This window comes from Psychromonas sp. MME1 (assembly GCF_041080865.1).
GTDB lineage: Bacteria > Pseudomonadota > Gammaproteobacteria > Enterobacterales > Psychromonadaceae > Psychromonas.
In genome coordinates this window covers 3,490,504-3,511,355 of sequence record NZ_CP160906.1, presented here as the reverse complement: position 1 = coordinate 3,511,355, position 20,852 = coordinate 3,490,504, and the positions used below count along the sequence as shown (strand labels likewise).

The 20,852-nt window shown below is 40.8% G+C and carries 18 protein-coding genes; 2 read left to right on the top strand and 16 right to left on the bottom strand.

Going from position 1 to position 20,852, the window contains the following annotated elements:
* Positions 1-45: 45 nt before the first annotated feature.
* From clpB to rluD, 3 genes are all read right to left on the bottom strand, one after another.
* A complete protein-coding gene (gene clpB / locus AB2N10_RS16065) occupies positions 46-2,619 on the bottom strand; it encodes an ATP-dependent chaperone ClpB (RefSeq protein WP_354623366.1) in 2,574 nt (857 codons plus the stop codon).
* Between the two features lie 144 nt (positions 2,620-2,763).
* Positions 2,764-3,504 (bottom strand): peptidoglycan editing factor PgeF, encoded by a 741-nt coding sequence (gene pgeF, locus AB2N10_RS16060; RefSeq protein WP_354623365.1) that lies wholly within the window; start codon positions 3,502-3,504, stop codon positions 2,764-2,766.
* Positions 3,505-3,506: 2 nt separating this feature from the next.
* Positions 3,507-4,475: a 23S rRNA pseudouridine(1911/1915/1917) synthase RluD gene (rluD, locus tag AB2N10_RS16055; RefSeq protein WP_369434100.1), complete on the bottom strand. Its 969-nt coding sequence runs from the start codon at positions 4,473-4,475 to the stop codon at positions 3,507-3,509.
* Positions 4,476-4,628: 153 nt separating this feature from the next.
* On the opposite strand from rluD, the gene AB2N10_RS16050 reads away from it, so the two are divergent.
* Positions 4,629-5,399 carry an outer membrane protein assembly factor BamD gene (locus AB2N10_RS16050; RefSeq protein WP_369434099.1) on the top strand — a complete coding sequence of 257 codons (771 nt, stop codon included), beginning with the start codon at positions 4,629-4,631 and terminating at the stop codon, positions 5,397-5,399.
* A 72-nt stretch (positions 5,400-5,471) separates the two neighbouring features.
* On the opposite strand, the gene AB2N10_RS16045 is transcribed toward AB2N10_RS16050, so the two are convergent.
* Complete coding sequence (locus tag AB2N10_RS16045; protein WP_354623363.1) at positions 5,472-5,810, bottom strand: P-II family nitrogen regulator; 339 nt, start codon at positions 5,808-5,810, stop codon at positions 5,472-5,474.
* A gap of 128 nt (positions 5,811-5,938) precedes the next feature.
* Here AB2N10_RS16045 and AB2N10_RS16040 point away from each other — a divergent pair, with 128 nt between their 5' ends.
* Positions 5,939-6,379 (top strand): GspH/FimT family pseudopilin, encoded by a 441-nt coding sequence (locus AB2N10_RS16040; RefSeq protein ID WP_369434098.1) that lies wholly within the window; start codon positions 5,939-5,941, stop codon positions 6,377-6,379.
* A 159-nt stretch (positions 6,380-6,538) separates the two neighbouring features.
* Here the strand turns inward: AB2N10_RS16040 and AB2N10_RS16035 are convergent, their stop codons facing one another.
* From AB2N10_RS16035 to murJ, 12 genes are all read right to left on the bottom strand, one after another.
* Positions 6,539-6,856 (bottom strand): TapY2 family type IVa secretion system protein, encoded by a 318-nt coding sequence (locus AB2N10_RS16035; RefSeq protein WP_354623361.1) that lies wholly within the window; start codon positions 6,854-6,856, stop codon positions 6,539-6,541.
* Between the two features lie 11 nt (positions 6,857-6,867).
* The gene (locus AB2N10_RS16030) at positions 6,868-7,275 is read right to left on the bottom strand and encodes a type IV pilin protein (protein ID WP_354623359.1); all 408 of its coding nucleotides are present in this window, start codon (positions 7,273-7,275) and stop codon (positions 6,868-6,870) included.
* 45 nt (positions 7,276-7,320) lie between these two features.
* The gene (locus AB2N10_RS16025) at positions 7,321-10,758 is read right to left on the bottom strand and encodes a pilus assembly protein (RefSeq protein WP_369434097.1); all 3,438 of its coding nucleotides are present in this window, start codon (positions 10,756-10,758) and stop codon (positions 7,321-7,323) included.
* Between the two features lie 54 nt (positions 10,759-10,812).
* The gene (locus tag AB2N10_RS16020) at positions 10,813-11,262 is read right to left on the bottom strand and encodes a hypothetical protein (RefSeq protein WP_369434096.1); all 450 of its coding nucleotides are present in this window, start codon (positions 11,260-11,262) and stop codon (positions 10,813-10,815) included.
* Entirely contained in the window at positions 11,255-12,262 is a 1,008-nt protein-coding gene (locus tag AB2N10_RS16015) for a PilW family protein (protein WP_354623355.1), read from the bottom strand. The genes AB2N10_RS16020 and AB2N10_RS16015 overlap by 8 nt, the downstream gene beginning before the upstream one ends.
* Entirely contained in the window at positions 12,259-12,831 is a 573-nt protein-coding gene (gene pilV / locus AB2N10_RS16010; protein ID WP_354623353.1) for a type IV pilus modification protein PilV, read from the bottom strand. Before pilV ends, AB2N10_RS16015 begins: the two co-directional genes overlap by 4 nt.
* 337 nt (positions 12,832-13,168) lie before the next feature.
* A complete protein-coding gene (ispH, locus tag AB2N10_RS16005) occupies positions 13,169-14,113 on the bottom strand; it encodes a 4-hydroxy-3-methylbut-2-enyl diphosphate reductase (RefSeq protein ID WP_354623480.1) in 945 nt (314 codons plus the stop codon).
* Between the two features lie 9 nt (positions 14,114-14,122).
* Positions 14,123-14,560, bottom strand: a complete 438-nt coding sequence (fkpB, locus tag AB2N10_RS16000) for an FKBP-type peptidyl-prolyl cis-trans isomerase (RefSeq protein ID WP_369434095.1) — start codon at positions 14,558-14,560, stop codon at positions 14,123-14,125.
* Positions 14,561-14,570: 10 nt separating this feature from the next.
* Positions 14,571-15,092: a signal peptidase II gene (gene lspA / locus AB2N10_RS15995; protein WP_354623351.1), complete on the bottom strand. Its 522-nt coding sequence runs from the start codon at positions 15,090-15,092 to the stop codon at positions 14,571-14,573.
* Between the two features lie 68 nt (positions 15,093-15,160).
* Positions 15,161-17,995: an isoleucine--tRNA ligase gene (gene ileS, locus AB2N10_RS15990; protein WP_369434094.1), complete on the bottom strand. Its 2,835-nt coding sequence runs from the start codon at positions 17,993-17,995 to the stop codon at positions 15,161-15,163.
* Positions 17,996-18,023: 28 nt separating this feature from the next.
* Complete coding sequence (gene ribF, locus AB2N10_RS15985) at positions 18,024-18,965, bottom strand: bifunctional riboflavin kinase/FAD synthetase (RefSeq protein WP_354623349.1); 942 nt, start codon at positions 18,963-18,965, stop codon at positions 18,024-18,026.
* Between the two features lie 65 nt (positions 18,966-19,030).
* Positions 19,031-20,611 (bottom strand): murein biosynthesis integral membrane protein MurJ, encoded by a 1,581-nt coding sequence (murJ, locus tag AB2N10_RS15980; RefSeq protein WP_354623348.1) that lies wholly within the window; start codon positions 20,609-20,611, stop codon positions 19,031-19,033.
* Between the last annotated feature and the right edge of the window lie 241 nt (positions 20,612-20,852).

Here is a 20,852-nt window from a genome sequence, read left to right as displayed (position 1 = left end):
ACCCGACTAAACGGGCTCTTTGATTAACAGCACTATGAAACCCACTTACTGGGTAAAATGAATTTTTTCATTTTCAACATCGACCACAATCTCTTTACCGGGTAGTAATCGACCAGATAACATCTCTTGCGCTAACGAGTTTTCAAGCAATTGTTGAATGGCCCGTTTTAAAGGCCTTGCGCCATAGACAGGATCGTATCCCGCTTGCACCAGTAACTGAATCGCCTGTTCACTAAAGGTCATGAGATAATCGCGCGCTTTAAGGCGTTTTTGTAATGCTTCAAGTTGGATCTTAGCAATTGATTGAATATGCTCTCTACCCAGTGGATGGAAGACCACTGTTTCATCAATACGATTTAAAAATTCAGGCTTAAAGTGTCCGCTTAACACATCAAATAATTGCGACTTAATCTCTTCGTAGCTTAATTTATCAAAGGAGTCATGAATAATATCGGAGCCAATATTCGATGTCATAATGATAACGGCATTTTTAAAATCAACCGTGCGCCCTTGACCATCGGTTAAACGCCCATCATCTAACACCTGTAGTAAAATATTAAAGACATCGGGGTGCGCTTTTTCAATTTCATCCAATAAAATCACCGAGTAGGGTTTACGACGTACCGCTTCGGTGAGATAGCCACCCTCTTCATAGCCGACATAGCCCGGAGGTGCGCCCACTAAACGCGAGACAGAATGTTTTTCCATAAACTCAGACATATCAATACGCACCATATTATCTTCGCTATCGAATAAAAAGTTAGCCAACCCTTTACAGGATTCTGTTTTACCAACCCCTGTTGGACCTAAAAATAGGAAGGAGCCAATCGGTTTACCGGGATCACTAAGCCCTGCTCGACTGCGACGAATGGCATTCGCAATGGCATCAATCGCTTCATTTTGCCCTATCACACGAGTATGAAGGTGCTCTTCCATTTTCAGCAGTTTATCTTTTTCACCTTCTAGCATTTTTGCAACGGGAATCCCCGTCCAATGCGCCAATATTTCTGCTATCTCATTTTCTGTCACACAATGTTTTAGCAGTGACATATCTTGCATTTCAGCTTGAGTAGCTAAATCTAACTGTTTCTCTAGTTCTGGAATTTTACCGTATTGTAATTCAGACATGCGCGTTAAATCGGCTGCGCGACTAGCCACATCAAAATCTAAACGCGCTTGCTCTAGTGCTTGCTTAATATTTTGTGTGCCAGATAACGCCGCCTTTTCTGTTTTCCACACTTCATCTAACAGTTGATAAGCTTTATTTCTTTCATCCAGCGTTTCTTCTAGATCCGCAAGTCGTTTAACACTCGCTTCATCGTGCTCATTTTGTAACGCTTTTTGTTCCAACTTAAGTTGAATAATTTTACGCTCTAGTTTATCTAACTCTTCCGGTTTGGAATCCATTTGCAGACGTATACTCGAGGCTGCTTCATCAATAAGATCAATCGCTTTATCGGGCAGTTGTCGATCCGCTATATAACGGTGAGATAAGGATGCAGCGGCAACGATAGCGGGATCGGTTATCTCCACTTTATGATGTAATTCATAGCGTTCTTTTAGACCACGTAAAATAGCAATCGTATCTTCAACGGTCGGTTCATCGACTTGCACTTTTTGAAAACGACGCTCAAGAGCGGCATCTTTTTCAATATATTGACGATATTCATCGAGCGTGGTTGCGCCAACACAATGCAGTTCACCTCGCGCAAGTGCGGGTTTTAACATATTCCCCGCATCCATCGCCCCATCAGTTTTTCCTGCGCCAACCATGGTGTGTAATTCATCGATGAATAAAATAACTTGCCCCTCTTCCTTCGCAAGTTCAGCTAACACCGCTTTTAAACGCTCTTCAAATTCTCCGCGGTATTTAGCTCCTGCAATTAAGGAGCCCATATCAAGGGATAATACTCGCTTGTTTTTTAATCCTTCCGGCACTTCACCATCAATGATTCGCTGCGCAAGACCTTCTACAATCGCCGTTTTCCCGACTCCCGGTTCACCAATAATGACCGGGTTATTTTTGGTGCGACGTTGCAATACTTGAATCATACGGCGCACTTCATCATCACGCCCAATGACAGGATCTAATTTTCCTTGCTCAGCGCGCTCGGTAAGATCGACAGTATATTTGGCTAACACCTGCTCTTGACCATCAACGTTTTGATCATCGACTTTTTGTCCATCACGGATTTTATCAATGGACTTACGTACTTTTTCTTTATTTAACCCCAGTTGCTTTAATATTTCCCCTAATGCGCCTTTATCTTCACAGGCAGCAAGCAAGAATAGCTCACAGGAGATAAACTTATCTTTTGATTTTTGCGCATATTTATCGCACAGATTAAACAGCATCCCTAACGAGGAAGAGAATTGCACATCTCCGCCGATACCAGAGACTTTGGCTATTTTATCAAGTGCAGCAGAGAGCTGCGAACGCAGCACATTTAGATTAACTTCCAAATCAGCTAAAATAGGCCTAATTGAACCACCATCTTGGTTTAACATCGCCAACATCAGATGCGTTGGCTCTATATATTGATGGTCACGCCCTAAAGCTAAAGATTGCGCATCAGAGATTGCTAATTGAAATTTACTGGTTAATTTATCTAAACGCATAACGCCACCTTAAAAATACCTATATCTATCTATAAGTATAAGATGGTGCCATTTTAAAAAAGATCAAGGATCATGCGCTAAAACTATAATACAAAGGAGATATATTTTTGAGTTAGTGGTTATTTATCACAACAGATCAATAATTTAATCGATCCAAATTAAACTAGCCATACGGCCCGTTTTTGCATCTCGACGGTAGGAATAGAAGCGTTCTGGTTCACTAAAGGTGCAGTGTTCACTGGCGGTTATTTCTGCCACGTTGAATGGCGCTAAACGTAAACGAGCTAGTTGATGTAGATCGGCCAAATAACGATCTTGATGTGCAGTAAACGCTGATTCTGCGAGTCTATTTTCAGCAATAAATTGACTGCGCACCTCACTGCCTACAACAAACGCTTGTGAACTAATACAAGGGCCTAACCAAACCAATAGTTGTGAGCTAGGAATAGCAAGATCAGTACAAATTGCATGCAGTGATTTTTCAATAATACCGTCACAAAGCCCACGCCAACCAGCATGAATTGCACAGACAAAACAGCCCTTTGTATCCGTCACTAAAATCGGTAAACAGTCAGCGGTCATCACCACACAAGCACGCCGTTGCAGCGAAGTCCAAACGGCATCTGCTTCGTTGCATTGTGGATTATCTTCAAGCTTTAACAATCGCGTACTATGCGTTTGCGTTAACCAGTATAAAGGTGAAGACAGCTTTAATACATTATTCAATATCTGACGATTTTCCAGGACATTCGCTGGCATATCATCAACATGCATACCTAAATTTAAACCTTGGTAAACACCCGTACTCACACCACCCAAACGTGTTGTTGAATAGGCATGAATCGAGCTAGGTGCAGACCAATTAGGTTTAAGCAAATTGAGCATGATTATTTTGCATAAAAAAGTGTATCGGCACGTAAAACACGCGCTAACTCAGCCATATCATCTGGCACTGGCGCATGCCATTCCATTGTTTCACCTATCACAGGGTGCACTAAACGAAGCATCGTTGCATGCAATGCCTGACGTTTAAATTTGCGCAGTACATTAACCAGCTCTTCCGAAGCTCCTTTAGGGGGACGAGGTCGTCCACCATAAACAGGATCGCCAGCCAAAACATGCCCAATATGAGCCATATGGACACGTATTTGATGCGTTCGCCCTGTTTCTAAACGTAGGCGCAAACGGGTGTGAGCTCGATACTTTTCAGCAACACGATAATGCGTCACGGCTTGCTTGCCTCCGGTTGGAGTCACCGCCATTTTGACTCGATTAACTTTATCACGACCAATAGGCGCATCTACTCGACCACCCGCCGTGAAGCAGCCCATCGCAATTGCCTCATACTCACGCGTAATTTCACGCGCTTGCAAACTCGCCACTAAGTGGGTTTGCGCAGGAATCGTTTTAGCCACCACCATTAAGCCGGTTGTATCTTTATCTAAACGATGCACAATACCCGCTCTAGGTACTTCTACAATCGCAGGATAATGGTGTAATAATGCATTTAACACCGTACCATCGGCATTCCCCGCTCCTGGATGGACAACTAAACCTGCCGGTTTATTAATCACGAGAATATGGTCATCTTCATACACAATATCTAATTTAATATTTTCTGCTTTATATACCACTTCATCTTCTAAAACAGCATCGACATCAAGCAGTTGCCCGGTATACACTTTTTCTCGAGGGCGAGTCATGACTTCACCGTCAATTTTGACCATCTCCGACAAAATCCACTCTTTAATACGTGTTCGTGAATAGTCAGGAAATAATGAAGCGAGTGCCTGATCTAAACGGAAGCCTAATTGTTCATCAGTAACTTCTGCACTGAGCTTTAACTGTTGACTCATATAATTTTTCTCTTTCTCTGTCCGATTACGGATAAATAAACTAAATTTTTTGCTTTAAGCTACAATATTGTCACATTTTCTCTTAATTAACTTTTCTTTTTTTAACCGATAGAAGATACTGTGCTTTTTATCTGCATTGGCATTATAACACTTATGAATAAAATCCTCAGACTAATAATTACTTCTCTTTTTATTGTTTTATTGACGACGGGCTGCTCTTCTAAAAAAAGTGAAAAACCCAAAGTTGCAGATAAAGCACCGGAACTGCTTTATGCCGATGCCAAAGCACTACTAAGCACAGGAAGTTTTGAAAAAGCCAGTGAAATCTTAGAAGCGATTGACAGCCGTTATCCATTCGGCCCGCAATCGGATCAAGTACAGTTAGACCTTATTTATGCTTACTACAAACGCACAGCAACGCCATTAGCTTTAGCTCATATAGATCGTTTCATGCGCCTGAATCCAACCCATAAAAATCTTGACTATCTTTATTACATGCGCGGTTTAACCTACATGGAAAGTGATGCGCAATTTTTCCAAGACCTATTCGGAGTCGATCGCTTTAACCGCGACCCAACCAACTCCTATAAAGCCTTTAAAGATTTTAACTATTTAATACAATACTATCCGACCAGTGTATATGCAGTCGATGCTTTGCAACGACTAATCTATATAAAAAATAGATTAGCACGTTACGAAATATCCATAGCACAGTGGTATATAAAACGAGAAGCATTTATCGCTGCAATTAATCGAAGCAAAATAGTATTAAATAACTATTCAGATACGGACTCTGTTGAAAATGCGTTAGAAATAATGATTGAAGGCTATAAAGCGCTAAAACTTGAAGAGCCAAAACAAAACGCATTGGCCGTATTAAAACTTAATTTTCCCAATAATTATTTGCTTTATTCAAGCAATTAATCACCCAACAAATAAAAAGGAGAGCTCGCTGTAACACGCAACTCTCCTTTTTTTAATTCTGCTATTCGTCTACTAAACGGCCTCGCCATCCTCTTCACCAGTACGAATACGAATAACTCGTTCCACCGGTGTGACAAATATTTTACCGTCACCGATTTTACCTGTTTGCGCCGTTGCCATGATCGCTTCAATACAACGATCAACATCTTCTTTCTTAACAACCAACTCAATTTTTACTTTAGGTAAAAAATCGACCATATATTCAGCACCACGGTATAACTCGGTATGCCCTTTTTGACGCCCAAAACCTTTCACTTCGGAAACCGTCATCCCTGTGATATCGATATCAGCAAGCGCTTCTCGAACATCATCCATTTTAAATGGTTTAATAATCGCTTCTATTTTTTTCATCTTGATCCTTTATATGATTTTAAACGAAGAATAATAACTGTCTACTGTAATACAATTGAGAAAAATATACAGGTAGAATTTATAAAATAATATTACACTTATACCCATGTTACCAGTGGGAGATAAAAATGCAGGCTAAACGAGGTTTTACACTTTTAGAATTAATCATTGTATTAATCATTAGCATGCTACTGATCACTATTGGGATCCCTGGATTTAACACTTTAATACAAAATAATCGTTTAAGTAGCACCGCCAGCAATATACAAAACCAACTATCTTTTGCAAGAAGTCAGTCGATAAGCCTAATTAACTTCGTGACGATCTGCCCGTTAGTCAATAATAATTGCACCAATAATTGGATAAATGGCCTTGATATATTTATTGATCATAATAAAAACAAAATTTACGACAGCGGTGATCAATTACTCAAATCTGGGCACAAATTTAATAGCGCAGATAAATTACTTTTTTCACAAAACCAAGGTATCACATTTGCACCCGATGGCCACCTAAACGGGAGTTTGCGCTATTTCGCTATTGTAGTGGTGATAAAGCCATCGGTATAAAGGTCGCTTACAGTGGGCGCGCAAAAATCGTAGAAGTAAGTGATTGTGAATAAAAGAGTCACATTACTTATTTAAGCTTAACTCGCGATAAGCAAATAGATACTGCATAGCTAATTATCCCGACCTAAGGTTATTTAATAAAATAGCCAATGCGGATAGTTAAAAAGGTGTTTTGGCTTCAAGTTCTCTAGCCTTTTTATTTGCAAAGACTTGCTTTGCAGGTACACATTCATAGATATCCTTAATTTGCCAAGATGTTATGCCATCTGCGGCAAATACAACACGTGAAGATAAACTTTTTTCAAATTCTTGCCGTTTATTTTTATCACTGACAAAATGGTGCACAACCACGCTGTCATTGCTTAAATTAAGATAACACTTATAACGGACACGCAATTCGCTTTGTGTGCCATCTTTTGCAGCAACAATCGGGCTAATAAACAGTGTTAACAATAATATAGTTGATTTAATATTCATCCCTATCCCCTTTATTTCCAACAGGCATCGCCACCTGTGGATGCACTCTTAGCTAAGCTTTGCGTAATAGTAAGCGTTGCACATTCACTATCAGCGGCCTGGGTACCAATCGCAGTTGCAGTTAATGTAAAATCAACCGTCGCTTTCGCTGAACTTGTGACGATACGATAGTAACCATTATCAGTAATAAAAGGATTAGCTGACAAACCAAGATCAGTAGCGAGGTTGGTCGCATATTGATGATGGTCAAGATAATACATCTCTTGACGATTAGCGATATCAACGAGTGCTGATTGTGCCTCACTCCGTTTCGATTTCAACACATGCTGCATATAACTTGGATAGGCGACACCTGCTAGAATCGCAATAATGGCGATGCTAATCAATAATTCAATTAATGTAAATCCGCTCTTTTTCATTCATCTAATCCTTAAAAACATTTGCGATACTACGCATTAGACACTCTATTTCTCTTCAAAAAAGCTATAAATACGCCTTGGCATCATATCCGTTTGTGTGTCAACCGTCCCGGTATGCACAACCTCTTCCTTCGCGGTTTCCTCATCAATTACCGTAATTTGATCTCCCTGTCCAACCCCCAGTAAACGGATCACACTATTGCCCTCTTCGTCTTCTCCTGCATGGATAACTAATGAGTCAGGTACGCGCGAACCAATATCTTTTTTAGCGACTAACTCACCTTTCTCATCCTGCAGACGTTTTTGCCCTGAATGTAAATCAACCGCATAGAGCCACCCTGTACCCAAATCACCAACACCACAGCCAATATTCACCGTGGAGTTCGGGACAAAGGAGGTAAAGTAAACACTCCCTTCAAGCACGGCACCTTGCCCTAATGATTTTTCACCTAGTGAGGTAAAACGGTATTGCCAACCTGAAAAGGCACTCATTTCTGCAAAGACATTTAATACTTGCTCACCCGTATAGGAGCTAATAGGATCTGCTGTAATATCATAGAGATTATTAACGTTAATCGGGGTGGGCTTATCAGGGAAACCTAATTGTGCGAAGAGTGTAGGATTAATGTTGTAATCATGAATTTTATAAAAAGCATCCTCAACAGCGACATTTGAAGCGGGATGGGTACGGTCTCCTGAACCTAATAAAATGCCATCATAGGGGACTTTATTATAGGTGAACTGTTCCTCATTTTTAGTCACATGATTTTCAAAGGTACGAACAATAACAGGTGCGGTAAAAAAACGCCTCTGTGTCGCCTGCGTATTACCACCTAAACTCGCTAACTTGATCGTTGACCACTTAGTCGTATCACTACCGATTAAATCCATTCGCCACAAATTCCCGCCAGTATCCCCCGTATAAATACGGTCAATAAAGCCATCATCATCACTATCTAAAAGACCGACTTGGCTAGGAATGCTATCGCGAATACAATGAGCATCACTAATATTACTGGCACAAATGGCACCACTGACGGACCATATCTTATCACCTGTTATGGCATTAACCACATAGACTCCACGCCCAACACTATCATGACAAGACTCGCTGCTAGAAGGAATACAGCTATCTTTATTAATATCATAACCAGCCCCCATCACCACCCCAGGGCTAACGGTTAAATTTGCGCCTTTCATATATGAAAACATGCCTACCGTTGGCATCGACCAGGTTTCCCCTAGTTCAGTAAAATCACTCATGCTAGCATCAATAGTCCAAGCCAATTTCGGCGCATTCGGATCGGTGATATCTAAGGCGAAATAACTGCTTCCACCGCGACGCATGCCGACGATAGCAATTATTTTTTGCACTGAATCAGATTCAATAACCTTGATTGCGATCGGCGACAGATCTAGACCATATTGATGTTCGCTAGAATCAGGCGCATCTCTTAGCGATAAACCATAGGGCAATAATTGCGAGGGAATAAACGCCCAATTCTCTAAGACTGTATCGCCATTATCGGTAAACATGTGTAAAAAACCGGCATTAGTGCCCACCAATAAACGAACGACTTGTTTACCCCCTTCAACATAGGTAATGGCAAGGGGCTTTGAATGAAGCGGATCGGCAAAAATATCACTACGATAATCACTGGTTTCCCCGTTTAGATTTTGATCATCTACATCCAATCCTTTTAACCAACTTAATGAATCCGTTAACTCCAAAGCAGCGACCCCAAGCTCATCAGCCAGAAGGTCATCACTTGCGACACTATAATAAGTTTTTAAGTTACTAAGCGTTGGTTCCTGTAAAGTGACTGATTTAGCATTAATATCAGTATTAAGATTAGTTAATATTTTACGGTTAGTGGCATCACCTAACATCGCGGCAACCCCTCCTTCTGCAACGGCATTACCATCTTGATCGCCCCCCCAATAGGTCGATGCACTATCTTTAATATTGCCATCGGAATTAATAGCAGGCTTACCTAACCGATCCACCAAGATACCCGCACTATTCATCGTTAGTTTTTTAATGTTACCTTGCCATACCGATTTATTACTCGGCATAAACATGGAGTAATAAACGGAGTCTAAGCTGCGCGTTCTATCAAAATTATTATTGGCAATAGCAGGAGAGGACAAACTGGATGAACTATTTAAAATATCTAGAATCGTTGCCTGAAAAGCTTTTTGCAGCGCTAAAGAGTCTGCGGCAGGATAATACTCACCGCCACCTCGTTGTGCCGTTTCCGTTAATAATCGTCCAGCATCATCCACAGCGCTTTGCCCAAAACCAATGGTATAGGTGGTGATATGTTGCTCACCATTATCGACATCACCATCAATATCAAAGTGATTCATCCATTCCGCTAATGTGGGCATATAACTCCCTTCAATAGCCGATTTTTCCGTCAATGTGGAAATTAATGAATTAGCCGCACCATCATTGGTTGGTTCACCGTCGGTCATTAAAATAACATAGGCGCGCTCTTGGCAATTTTTAAATGGAGTAATATATTTCCCATCTTCTTCAGCGGTACTATCACGATATGGATTTGAGTCGCTATCATCATCACCGTAATAAACAGAGAGTCCTGCATAATAACGATAGGCTTCATACATACTTTCACACAACGGCGTCCAACCGTTTGCATTCAACCCTTTGATTTGATTTATCAAGATTTGCGATTCAGCTACATCTCGAGTGGCCACTTTATTAACTATGCGACCACCGTTTTTTGCACTACTCGCATCACCACTATTATAATTAAAAACTTGTAAGCCAAAATCCACCGAAGGGGTGCTTTTTATTAAGCTTTCAATCGCCTCTTTAGCAATTAACAAACGGCTTTTATAGGTCGTGCCACTGCTACTGTACCAATGGACATAATTAGCACTGTACAGGGTGACGGCATCGTTACCTGCAAAGACGTTATTGACGCTGCTAATGTAAGGTCCGGGACGACCATCAATAGGAAAACCTTGTAAGCCAGCAGAGGCGGGGTTACTTGGATCTGCATTTAAGATATCTTCTTTACACTCAAAATAAACACCACTATTACCCGATAATGTTTTCCAACGAGAGCGAGAACTCTTCTTATCATTTACTTCCCAACGGCGCACGTTACCATTGTAAACGCCCGTTGAGCTTAATTTAGCTAAAGAAGCCTGACAGTTATTTTGGCTAACGAGGAAATATTGACTACTCCCCGTACTTGGCACATCTCCCCCTTCTTTTGTCCAATAAATTCTATTTTCTTTGCTACCCGCCCCATAATCATGGCTTGGATCAAAAGCATCTAGCACAATCTGCTCAGAACTCGTCATACTCCCCGATGTATCAAAAACAATCAGTACCTGTGGACGAATACCATTTTGAGCACTCACATCGGCCACATAAAGTTCAGTATCAGCAGCCTTTGCTAAAGTGCTTAATAAAATAAGCAATAAAATTGCATAACGTTTTACAAACATAACCTTTCTCCATCACTTTTAGGATAATCATCCATCGATTATCAGAGCGAATCACTACTCAACAATAATGGGTTGCTCAACACCAACCCCCATTGAGTTAAGCGCCCATTTAGCACCGCCCGCCGTTTCTCGACCATAGGCGTGTTTTAAATCTAGTTGTATATATTTGCACTTAAAGTTACTACCACTTGCTTGCATTCTGCGTCGGCAAGTTAACTCACCATTTAAAGTGACACTACCATCAACATCAGTGAATAAACTTGAAGTAAACGTGCTAGAGGAGACTGCCGCAGCAAAGTGCTGAGCGTTATCTTTTTGATCTAATATATGTTGTGCAGCACTATTTAAAATTAGATTAGATTCTCCCTGCATAACCCGAGTATCAATAATTTTTAACCCCAAGAAAGAGCTATTCATCACCAACATCCCCAATACCAACAATAGGGGTAACAGTAGCATGGCAATAAATAGGCTCATTCCTCGTTGTTTTTTTAAACTAATCATCGACTAATACCACGCTATTTTGGAATGTTAATACATGGGAAACTAATTCTCTTTTATAGCCATCACCTGGCGCTGTAAAAGAGAAATCTCCTAATTGATAAGTGTCGGTATTTTCATATCCTGGGGTATTTTTTAAAGACCTCGCCAACAAAAGAATTTTGATACCAATAACTCGCCCAGTATTCCAATCATTTGCAGTAACCTGTGATGTACCAACAAAAGCATGAATAGAACCATCTCGTTCACTGGCAATTAATTTATCTAGGGCAAACATAAATTGCATATTTTCAATCCCCTCAACGAGTACATCTTCTCGCTTCATACCATTTTTTTCTAAGCTCAATCGGCGCAAACGAGGAATATCGTCCTGCTCATCTAAATAGTAAACATGGCGTATATATTCCCACACTGGCGATACGCTACCATCAAGTAGCGCGCTGGCATCCCCTTGATAAACGCTAATGCCTGATGGATTAATATCTAAATAATAGCGGTCGTCACGAAAATTATTAACCTGCGCCAACCCCTTAACCCGTTTAATATCTATGTAACCACTATTGGCAATTAGCGTAGTGTTACTATCATTGTCGTTAATACAGTCCATTTTTAAATTAGCAATACTAGTAGGAATAGTCGCAGCCCAAAGCTGCCTGTAATTCCCCGAGTTAGGAAAAGTCGCACTATTTTCGTCATCTAAACAGTCGGCACTATTAGCAATAATTGCACCGTTTAAATCCCATAAATTTTTATTTTCACCGGTTGCTTGCGCAAAAAAATAGGCTTGCTTTAAATCTTCGCTTAATAACTGCAAGGCAAAGCTGCCATTTTCTAGCCGTTCACTACTATTTAATGAATCATCCGTCGCCCGCTTACTCGAGACAAATACAGTCAACAGACCTGCGGTCAGAAAAAGCGTTAGAAAAATTACTATCATCCATTCCACGATGGAATAGCCGCGCTGCATCATACTTAACGGGGGATGATGAGGGGATCTTTTCATAGCGACTTCCCTGCCAATGTTTTCATTACAATTTGCCGACGAGAGGCCCCTGAAGTGCCACATTTAGCAGCCAAATCTGTGAGCGCCTTTCCTGCCGCCGCATCTTTACTTTTTAGCGTTGAATACCAACTCACCACAATCACACTTCGTCCATCACTATCGACTTCAATACAGGCATCAGCTTCCACTAACCCATGATTTAGCCCATTACTGCTGCTGACATTGGCTCCGATAAATTTATTTTTCCATTCAAAGAGATCATTTTTCTTAATATCTTCCCCACTACAATTAGTAAAGACTCCTGTTGAAGAGACGCAACTAGGGGCAGATAAGTCGGTATTCATTAAGCTGGCGATGGCGTAACTATTGGAGGGCTCTTTTAACCACTGTCGGTTTAACTGCATTCGTTCACTGATGTCTGCAATCAGTGAGTTGGCAAGGGTACGCTGCTGAATTTCAATGGTTGATTTAAGGGCTGTCGATTGCATACCAGCTAGCCCTAAAAGCCCTAAAGCTAAAATAAAGCTACTAATCATTATTTCGATTAAACTAAAACCATCCATTTTCATACAAGTCATCCGACAATATATTCAATAAAAGGAAATCAATCAGGTATGCGATAAACATAGAAGCAATAGGCGAAAAAATGAGAGGAATACCAAAGTCATTGCCATATCAAACAATAAGGTTATAAATAACAATTACCTAGCTGACATCAATCCATATAACTTAGTAACATATGCTACATACCCGCTAACCTAACTTAAAAGTATAGCTGTAAAGGTGCATATCTACAGTAAGCAAAAGAGTATTTATTGAGCATTATTGAAGGGTATCAAAAAAAATTAAAAAATGATAAATGCGTGACATTTACCATTTTATCTAAAAACGATGGTTATTCCGCAATTAATCTATTGCCTTAACGCGTAATTCAGCTGGCACTTCAAAAACCGTGTTTTCTTCTACACCCGGATTTTCGATGACCATAGAGCCACCGAATGACTGTAGCTTGTCTATAACCGCCTGCACTAAAATATCGGGCGCGGATGCGCCAGCAGTAACCCCCACGGTCTGGACTTTGTCAAACCAAGCACAGTCAATATCGGCTTCATTATTAATCAAATAGGCAGTCACACCAACGCTACTTGCCTTTTCACGTAAACGATTCGAATTAGATGAATTAGGCGATCCCACCACTAGCACTAAATCGCTCTTTTGGGCTAAATCTTTAACGGCATCTTGGCGATTTTGCGTGGCATAGCAAATATCGTCTTTACGAGGGCCTTCAATTTGCGGAAATTTGTTACGCAAGGCAGTAATGACATTCGCGGTATCATCAACGGATAAGGTGGTTTGTGAGCTATAACAGAGACTATTCGGGTTTTTGACCTGTAAATTAGCAACGTCTTCAGGAGATTCAACGAGATAGATGCCCCCTTCAATGCTGTCGTATTGCCCCATCGTACCAATCACTTCAGGGTGACCATGATGACCAATTAATATGCACTCTTGATTACGACGACTAGCACGCGTCACCTCCATATGCACTTTCGTTACTAGCGGGCAAGTTGCATCAAACACCTTTAAAGTACGACGCTTCGCTTCATTACGTACACTCTGTGCTACACCATGGGCACTAAAAATAACGATGTTATGATCTGGCACTTCATCTAGCTCTTCGACAAAAATAGCACCACGCGCCTTTAAATCATCAACCACATACTGATTATGAACAACTTCATGGCGAACATAAATGGGCGCAGGAAAAAGCTCTAAAGCACGTTCCACAATTGCAATAGCGCGATGCACACCAGCACAAAAACCACGCGGATTAGCTAGAATAATTTTCATCATTGACCTCTAATTTAAAACTTCTAAAACATCAACGGAGAAGGTTAACGTTTGTCCAGCTAATGGATGGTTAAAATCAACCGTGACACTATCCCCCACCACGTCGCGAATAATACCAGGAATATCGCTGCCATCGGGTTGTGTAAAGGTAATAATCGAGCCGATTTCTGCTGGTACATCCGCGCTAAATTTCGTTAACTCAAGATAATGGATATTATCAGGATCGGGTAATCCAAAAGCCGATTCAGGGGCAAGGGTAAATGTTTCCGATTGTCCCTCTTTTAAACCGAGCAAACAAGCTTCAAAACCGGGCGTCAGGCTGCCATCTCCCATCACAAATTTAGCAGGTTTATTATTTACCTTGCTACTATCAACGGCAAATCCATCCGCTAGACAGATAGAAAAATGCATCAATACTTCACTTTGCCCATTAATCATTTTAGCCATAATTCAATTCCTACGACTCGTCGCTCTCTGAGGACTCTTTTTTATTATTATCAGTGAATAAAGATTCTAAAATCATCATTGCCGCCCCAATAAAAATAGAAATATCAGCCACATTAAAGGTTGGCCAACGGTAAAAACCTAAATCGAAATCTAAAAAATCAACCACGTAACCAAACAGTAATCGATCCGTTACATTACCAATCGCTCCAGACAAAATGAGAGCGAAGGCAATATTTGACCAACGTTGTGTGGCACTATTTTTTTTCAATGCATAAATTAAATAGGCAGAAACAACCACTGCGATGCCCGTAAATAGGTACTTTTGCCACCCCCCTGCATCACTCAAGAAGCTAAATGCAGCACCGTAATTACGCGCATAGGTGAAATGAAAAAAAGAGAACACTTGATAAGATTCGTGTAACTCTAATGCCTGTACTGTCCAATATTTAGTGACTTGATCGATAATAAAAACGATCGCCGTTAACCATAACCAACGTATTCCAGAGTTTTCTTTGGTCTCTATATTTTGCATTTTATGATCCTAAAAAAACGCCTTAAATAATTAAGGCGTTAACATTGCGATAAAACGGACTGAAAAAACTAAGCGAATTTACGTATTTCGCCAGCACCATCAATATTGGTAACACAACGCCCACATAACTCAGGATGCGCTTCATGTTGTCCGATATCAGCGCTATGGTGCCAACAACGTGAACATTTTTCTGCGGAGCTTTTCTCAACGACAACCGATAACCCTTTAAGCTCAGTTGCCAGTGCATTTTCAGGAGCATCAGCCAACGCTTTAACAGTGGCAGATGAAGTAATTAAGACAAAACGTAACTCATCTTCTAAACTTGTTAACAGCTCACTTAAAGCTGCATCGGCATACAGTGTTACCTGTGCTTCCAATCCACCACCAATAACATTATCTTTACGTGCCAACTCTAAAGCACGGTTCACTTCCGCACGCACAGAAATTAAGCTAGCCCACGCTTCATTGCTAAGTGCTTCATGATCAGATAAGGCAAATAAACCTTCATACCACACTTCAGAAAAGACAAATTCACTACGTTGACCTGGCATACGAGCCCATATTTCATCGGCAGTGAAGCTTAGAATCGGAGCCATTAAGCGCACTAATGATTCGGCAATATGGTATAAAGCAGTTTGACAGCTACGACGTGCATTACTTTCAGCTTTGGCTGTGTATTGACGATCTTTAATGATATCTAAGTAAAAGCTACCTAATTCAATGGAACAAAAATGCATTAATTTTTGATAAACCACATGTAAATTATAGCTTTCATAAGCTTCAACCACTTCATTTTGCAAGGTTAATGTTTGCGCGACGATCCAACGGTCTAACGCCACCATCTCTTCAGGTGCAACCATATCTGTAGCTGGCTCAAAACCATTAAGGTTTGCCAGTAAAAAGCGAGAGGTATTACGAATACGACGGTAGCTATCGGCACTACGATTTAAGATTTCATCAGAGACAGTGATTTCACCCGTATAATCCGTAGAGGCAACCCATAAACGCAGCACATCTGCCCCTAGGTTGTTAATGACCGTTTGTGGGGATAAAACATTCCCCACTGATTTAGACATTTTTTTGCCTTGACCATCAACCACGAACCCGTGTGTTAATACTTCTTTATATGGTGCGACATTATTAATGGCCATGCCAGTCATTAGCGATGATTGGAACCAACCACGATGTTGATCTGAACCTTCAAGATACATATCAACCGGTGCTTGCTCACCATTTTCCTGTCTGTACTCTTCACGTACCGCCGCTACAGCAGAGTGCGTTGTACCAGAATCAAACCAAACATCGAGGGTATCCGTCACTTTACGGAACTCTTCGGCTTCAAAACCAAGCAGCGTCTCTGGCTCAAGATCCCACCAAGCTTGAATGCCCTCTTTTTCAATCTTACGCGCGATAAGCTCCATCATCTCAACGCTATTTTCATGCAGTTCATCCGTTTCTTTATTAACAAACAAAGTAATAGGAACACCCCAAGTGCGTTGACGAGAGATACACCAATCAGGACGGTTTTCGATCATTTTCTCAATACGATTTTGTCCCCAGCTTGGGATCCATTGCACTTCTTTAATACCTTTTAATGCATTATCACGCAGTCCTTTCTGATCCATCGCGATAAACCATTGTGGCGTTGCACGGAAAATAATCGGGGTTTTATGGCGCCAACAATGTGGGTAACTATGTAGCAATGGCTTATGACATAATAGTGCATTTCGTTCCTGTAACACTTCAACAACACGATCATTCGCTTTGAATACATGTAAGCCAGCAAAAAATTCTGTATCTTCCCTAAATACACCATTATCACCAACGGGGTTAGCAACCTCTAGATTATAACGCAGCCCGACTGAGTAATCGTCTTGACCGTGTCCTGGAGCAGTATGAACAATACCCGTACCAGCTTCAGTGGTCACGTGATCGGCGACAATCGCTGGCACTTCTATTGTTAAGAAAGGATGATTAAAAAGTTGATTTTCTAAATCCAGTCCGGAACAGATAGCGAGGGTTTTAAATTCACTCACGCCATAACGCGCCATACAATCAGGCACGAGGTGAGTAGCTAAAATAAAGCGGCGATCATCGGCTTGCACTAATGAGTACTCAACGGCAGCCGCCAAAGCAACCGCACGGTTAGCAGGCAGTGTCCAAGGTGTGGTTGTCCAAATAACCACAGCAATCGCACCATGACCTTCATCATCACCAACAAGGTTGAAGCTGCTTAATATTTTTGCATCGTCAACGGCAGTAAATGCGACATCGATTGCAGGTGATTTTTTATCTTCGTATTCCACTTCAGCTTCTGCTAAGGCACTACCACAATCAGTACACCAGTGAACAGGTTTAGAACCTTTATGAAGATGCCCATTTTTAATGATTTTTGCCAAGGCACGGACAATATTGGCTTCGGTCTTAAAGTCCATCGTGAGATAGGGCTTATCCCACTCACCCAAGATACCTAAACGTTTAAAGTCGTTACGTTGACCGTCAACTTGACGCGCAGCATATTCACGGCATTTAATACGAAACTCAGCGGCAGTCAATTTCGCCCCAGGTTTGCCATGCTTCTGCTCTACTTTTAATTCAATTGGTAGCCCATGGCAATCCCAGCCTGGGATGTAAGGCGCATCAAAATCAGATAATGTTTTAGACTTAATAATAATATCTTTAATAATTTTATTAACGGAGTGACCTATGTGAATATCACCATTCGCATAGGGAGGGCCATCGTGCAGAATAAATGTCTTTTTACCTTTTTTAGCGCTACGAATCTGTTGGTAAAGATCTTTGCTATACCAATTTTTCAACATATTAGGTTCACGATTTGCTAAATTTGCACGCATCGGAAAACCTGTTTTAGGTAAGTTTAACGTATCTTTATAGTCACTCATTTCTATTTTCCATTAACATAATGTTTAATTACGATTTATCTGAATTCAGTTGATGCCACTGTTTGGCTTGCTTTATATCTTTATCAATTTGTATCTTTAATTGTGCAAATGAGTCAAAGCGTACCTCATCGCGTAACTTAGCTAGTAACACCACCTCTAATTGCACACCATATAAGTCGCGATTAAAATCAAAGAGGTGTACTTCTAACTGTTGACGAACACCATGCACGGTTGGACGCTTTCCAATATTAGCAACCCCTTGATACACTTTTTCATCAAGGCCTAATATGGACACAACGAAAACCCCTGAAACAGGTGAGACACGGCGTTTTAATAGTAGATTAGCCGTTGGTACACCAATGGTTCGCCCTAATTTACGGCCATGGCCAACACGCCCTGTAATGCTGTATTTTCTTCCCAGCATCTGCTCCGCTTGCGCTAAATCACCTACCGCTAAAAAGTCACGAATACGGCTGCTACTGATACGCTTATCCTGTTGCAATAAACTTTTCGTATCGACCACGACAAAACCGTACTTTTTACCCGCAGCTTTCAATAATTCAAAATCACCTTGGCGCTGATAGCCAAAATGAAAGTCATCACCCACCACGAGAAATTGCACTCCGAGCTTCTTGATTAATAACTCAGTAATAAAATCTTGTGCACTCAAATTAGCAAATTGATGCGTAAAAGAGACGCATAACAGGCGATTGATGCCTTGTTTTTCTAATTGCACAAACTTATCACGTAATCGGCTTAAACGCGCAGGCGCATTATTTCCGGCAAATAATTCAGCGGGCTGCGGCTCAAAGGTCATCACCGTTGCCGGAACTTGTAAACGTTCAGCTTCGACTAACAATCTTGCCAACACAACTTTATGGCCAAGATGAATGCCGTCGAAATTTCCAATACTTAACACGCAGCCTTGATGCTGAGGTTGTAGATTATGAATACCCCGTATTAGTTCCATTATTTTACTTTTAGATAAGTTATGAAAATGCAAAAAGTGGATTATATAGTAAGCAGCGCAACTTATCAGCCCTCATTTTTATCATTATCCGTGGAAACCTTAAAATGATGTACCCGGATGCCACTCAATAACAACATAATAAAATAGGTGATCACGGCACCCGCGATTAATAGCAACAAGGTAAGCGCTGATTTAAATAAAGAAAACTGTGCCCATTCCTGCAATGTCGGAGTGAATAGTGCCAACGCCACCGCCATCAATATTCCGGAGAAAATAATACGCAAGTAGACGGATATGCTCTCTTTTTGTATTTTATAAACACCACTACGATATAAACCAAACCAGAGTAAAAATGCATTCAGCGTGGCCGATATCGACGTCGCAATAGCCAGTCCAACATAGCCATAGGGGATCGCAAAAATGATATTAAGTAGCATGTTACTAAGCATCGCAATCATCCCATATTTAACGGGCGTCTTAGTATCCTGTCGAGAATAATAGCCTGGGGCAAGTATTTTCACTAACATAAAGCTTAGTAAACCGCTGGCATAGGCCCATAAGCTCATTCCAGCCATTGATACATCTTGTATATCAAACTCACCACGCATGAATAAAACACGTAACATAGGCTCAGCCAGCACAATCAATCCAACCATTGCTGGAAAACCTAACAGGAATACCATGCGCATCCCCCAGTCTAAGGTTTTAGCAAAATAGTGATTATCTTTAGTGACATGGGAGGAGGATAAACTTGGCAAGATCACCGTCGCAATTGCAATACCAAATAGGCCTAATGGAAATTCTAACAAACGATCAGAATAATATAACCAACTAATAGATCCTGTTTGTAGAAAACTGGCAATGAAAGTATCTAATAGCAAATTAATTTGACTAACTGAAACACCGAATAAAGCGGGAATCATCAATGTTCTAATTTTGACCACACCGGGATCAGACCAATTCCAGGTAGGTCGCACTAACAATTTCTCTTTATGTAAAAATGGAATCTGAAATAAAAACTGCAAAGCCCCACCTAAAAAGACGCCGATCGCTAATCCTATTTCAGGTTGCTGTAAATTTGGTGCAAGCCATAATGCACAGCTAATAATAGCAATATTGAGGAACACCGGTGTAAATGCTGCCACGGCAAATTTACCCAAGGTATTTAAGATAGCGCCCGATAATGCTGTAAATGTAATAAACCACAAATAGGGGAAGGTAATTTTAAGTAGCAAAGAGGCCAGTTCGAATTTATAGCCCTGTTCACCACCATTCCACCATTCAAGAAACCAACCAAAGCCGAATAAGGCCGTAATAACCGATGAACCTAACACCCCCAGAATAGTAACAACAGTGATAATTGTACCTAATGTTCCCGAGACACTAGCGATAAGTGCTTTTACTTGATCCGGTGATTTAGTTTTTTCATATTCAGTCAGCACTGGCACGAAAGCTTGAGCAAAAGCGCCTTCGGCAAATAGACGACGTAAAAAATTGGGAATTTTATTTGCGAAGAAGAAAAGGTCAGCGGCGGCCCCTGCCCCCATTAAGTGCGCAATAACAACATCTCGAACTAAGCCTAATACACGCGAGATCAACGTCATAGAGCTGACTATCAAACCAGATCTCAATAATTTTTTGCTCACACTATCATCCCTAAAATTGAATAGAAACCGCCCGAATCGGCTACCTTTGCAAAATTAATAAAATAAATAACAATGACATATTACTTTAATGGAAAGTTAAAAAGTAATTAACTGCCTTTTAAAACATTATCAAATTTGCATCTGTGGGGGCTTTGGGTATAAAATGTGCGCAGTTTAACCATCTGATCGGTTTCTTACCAGTTTTTTCAGCGGTTAAAAAGAAACCATTTGACAATATACG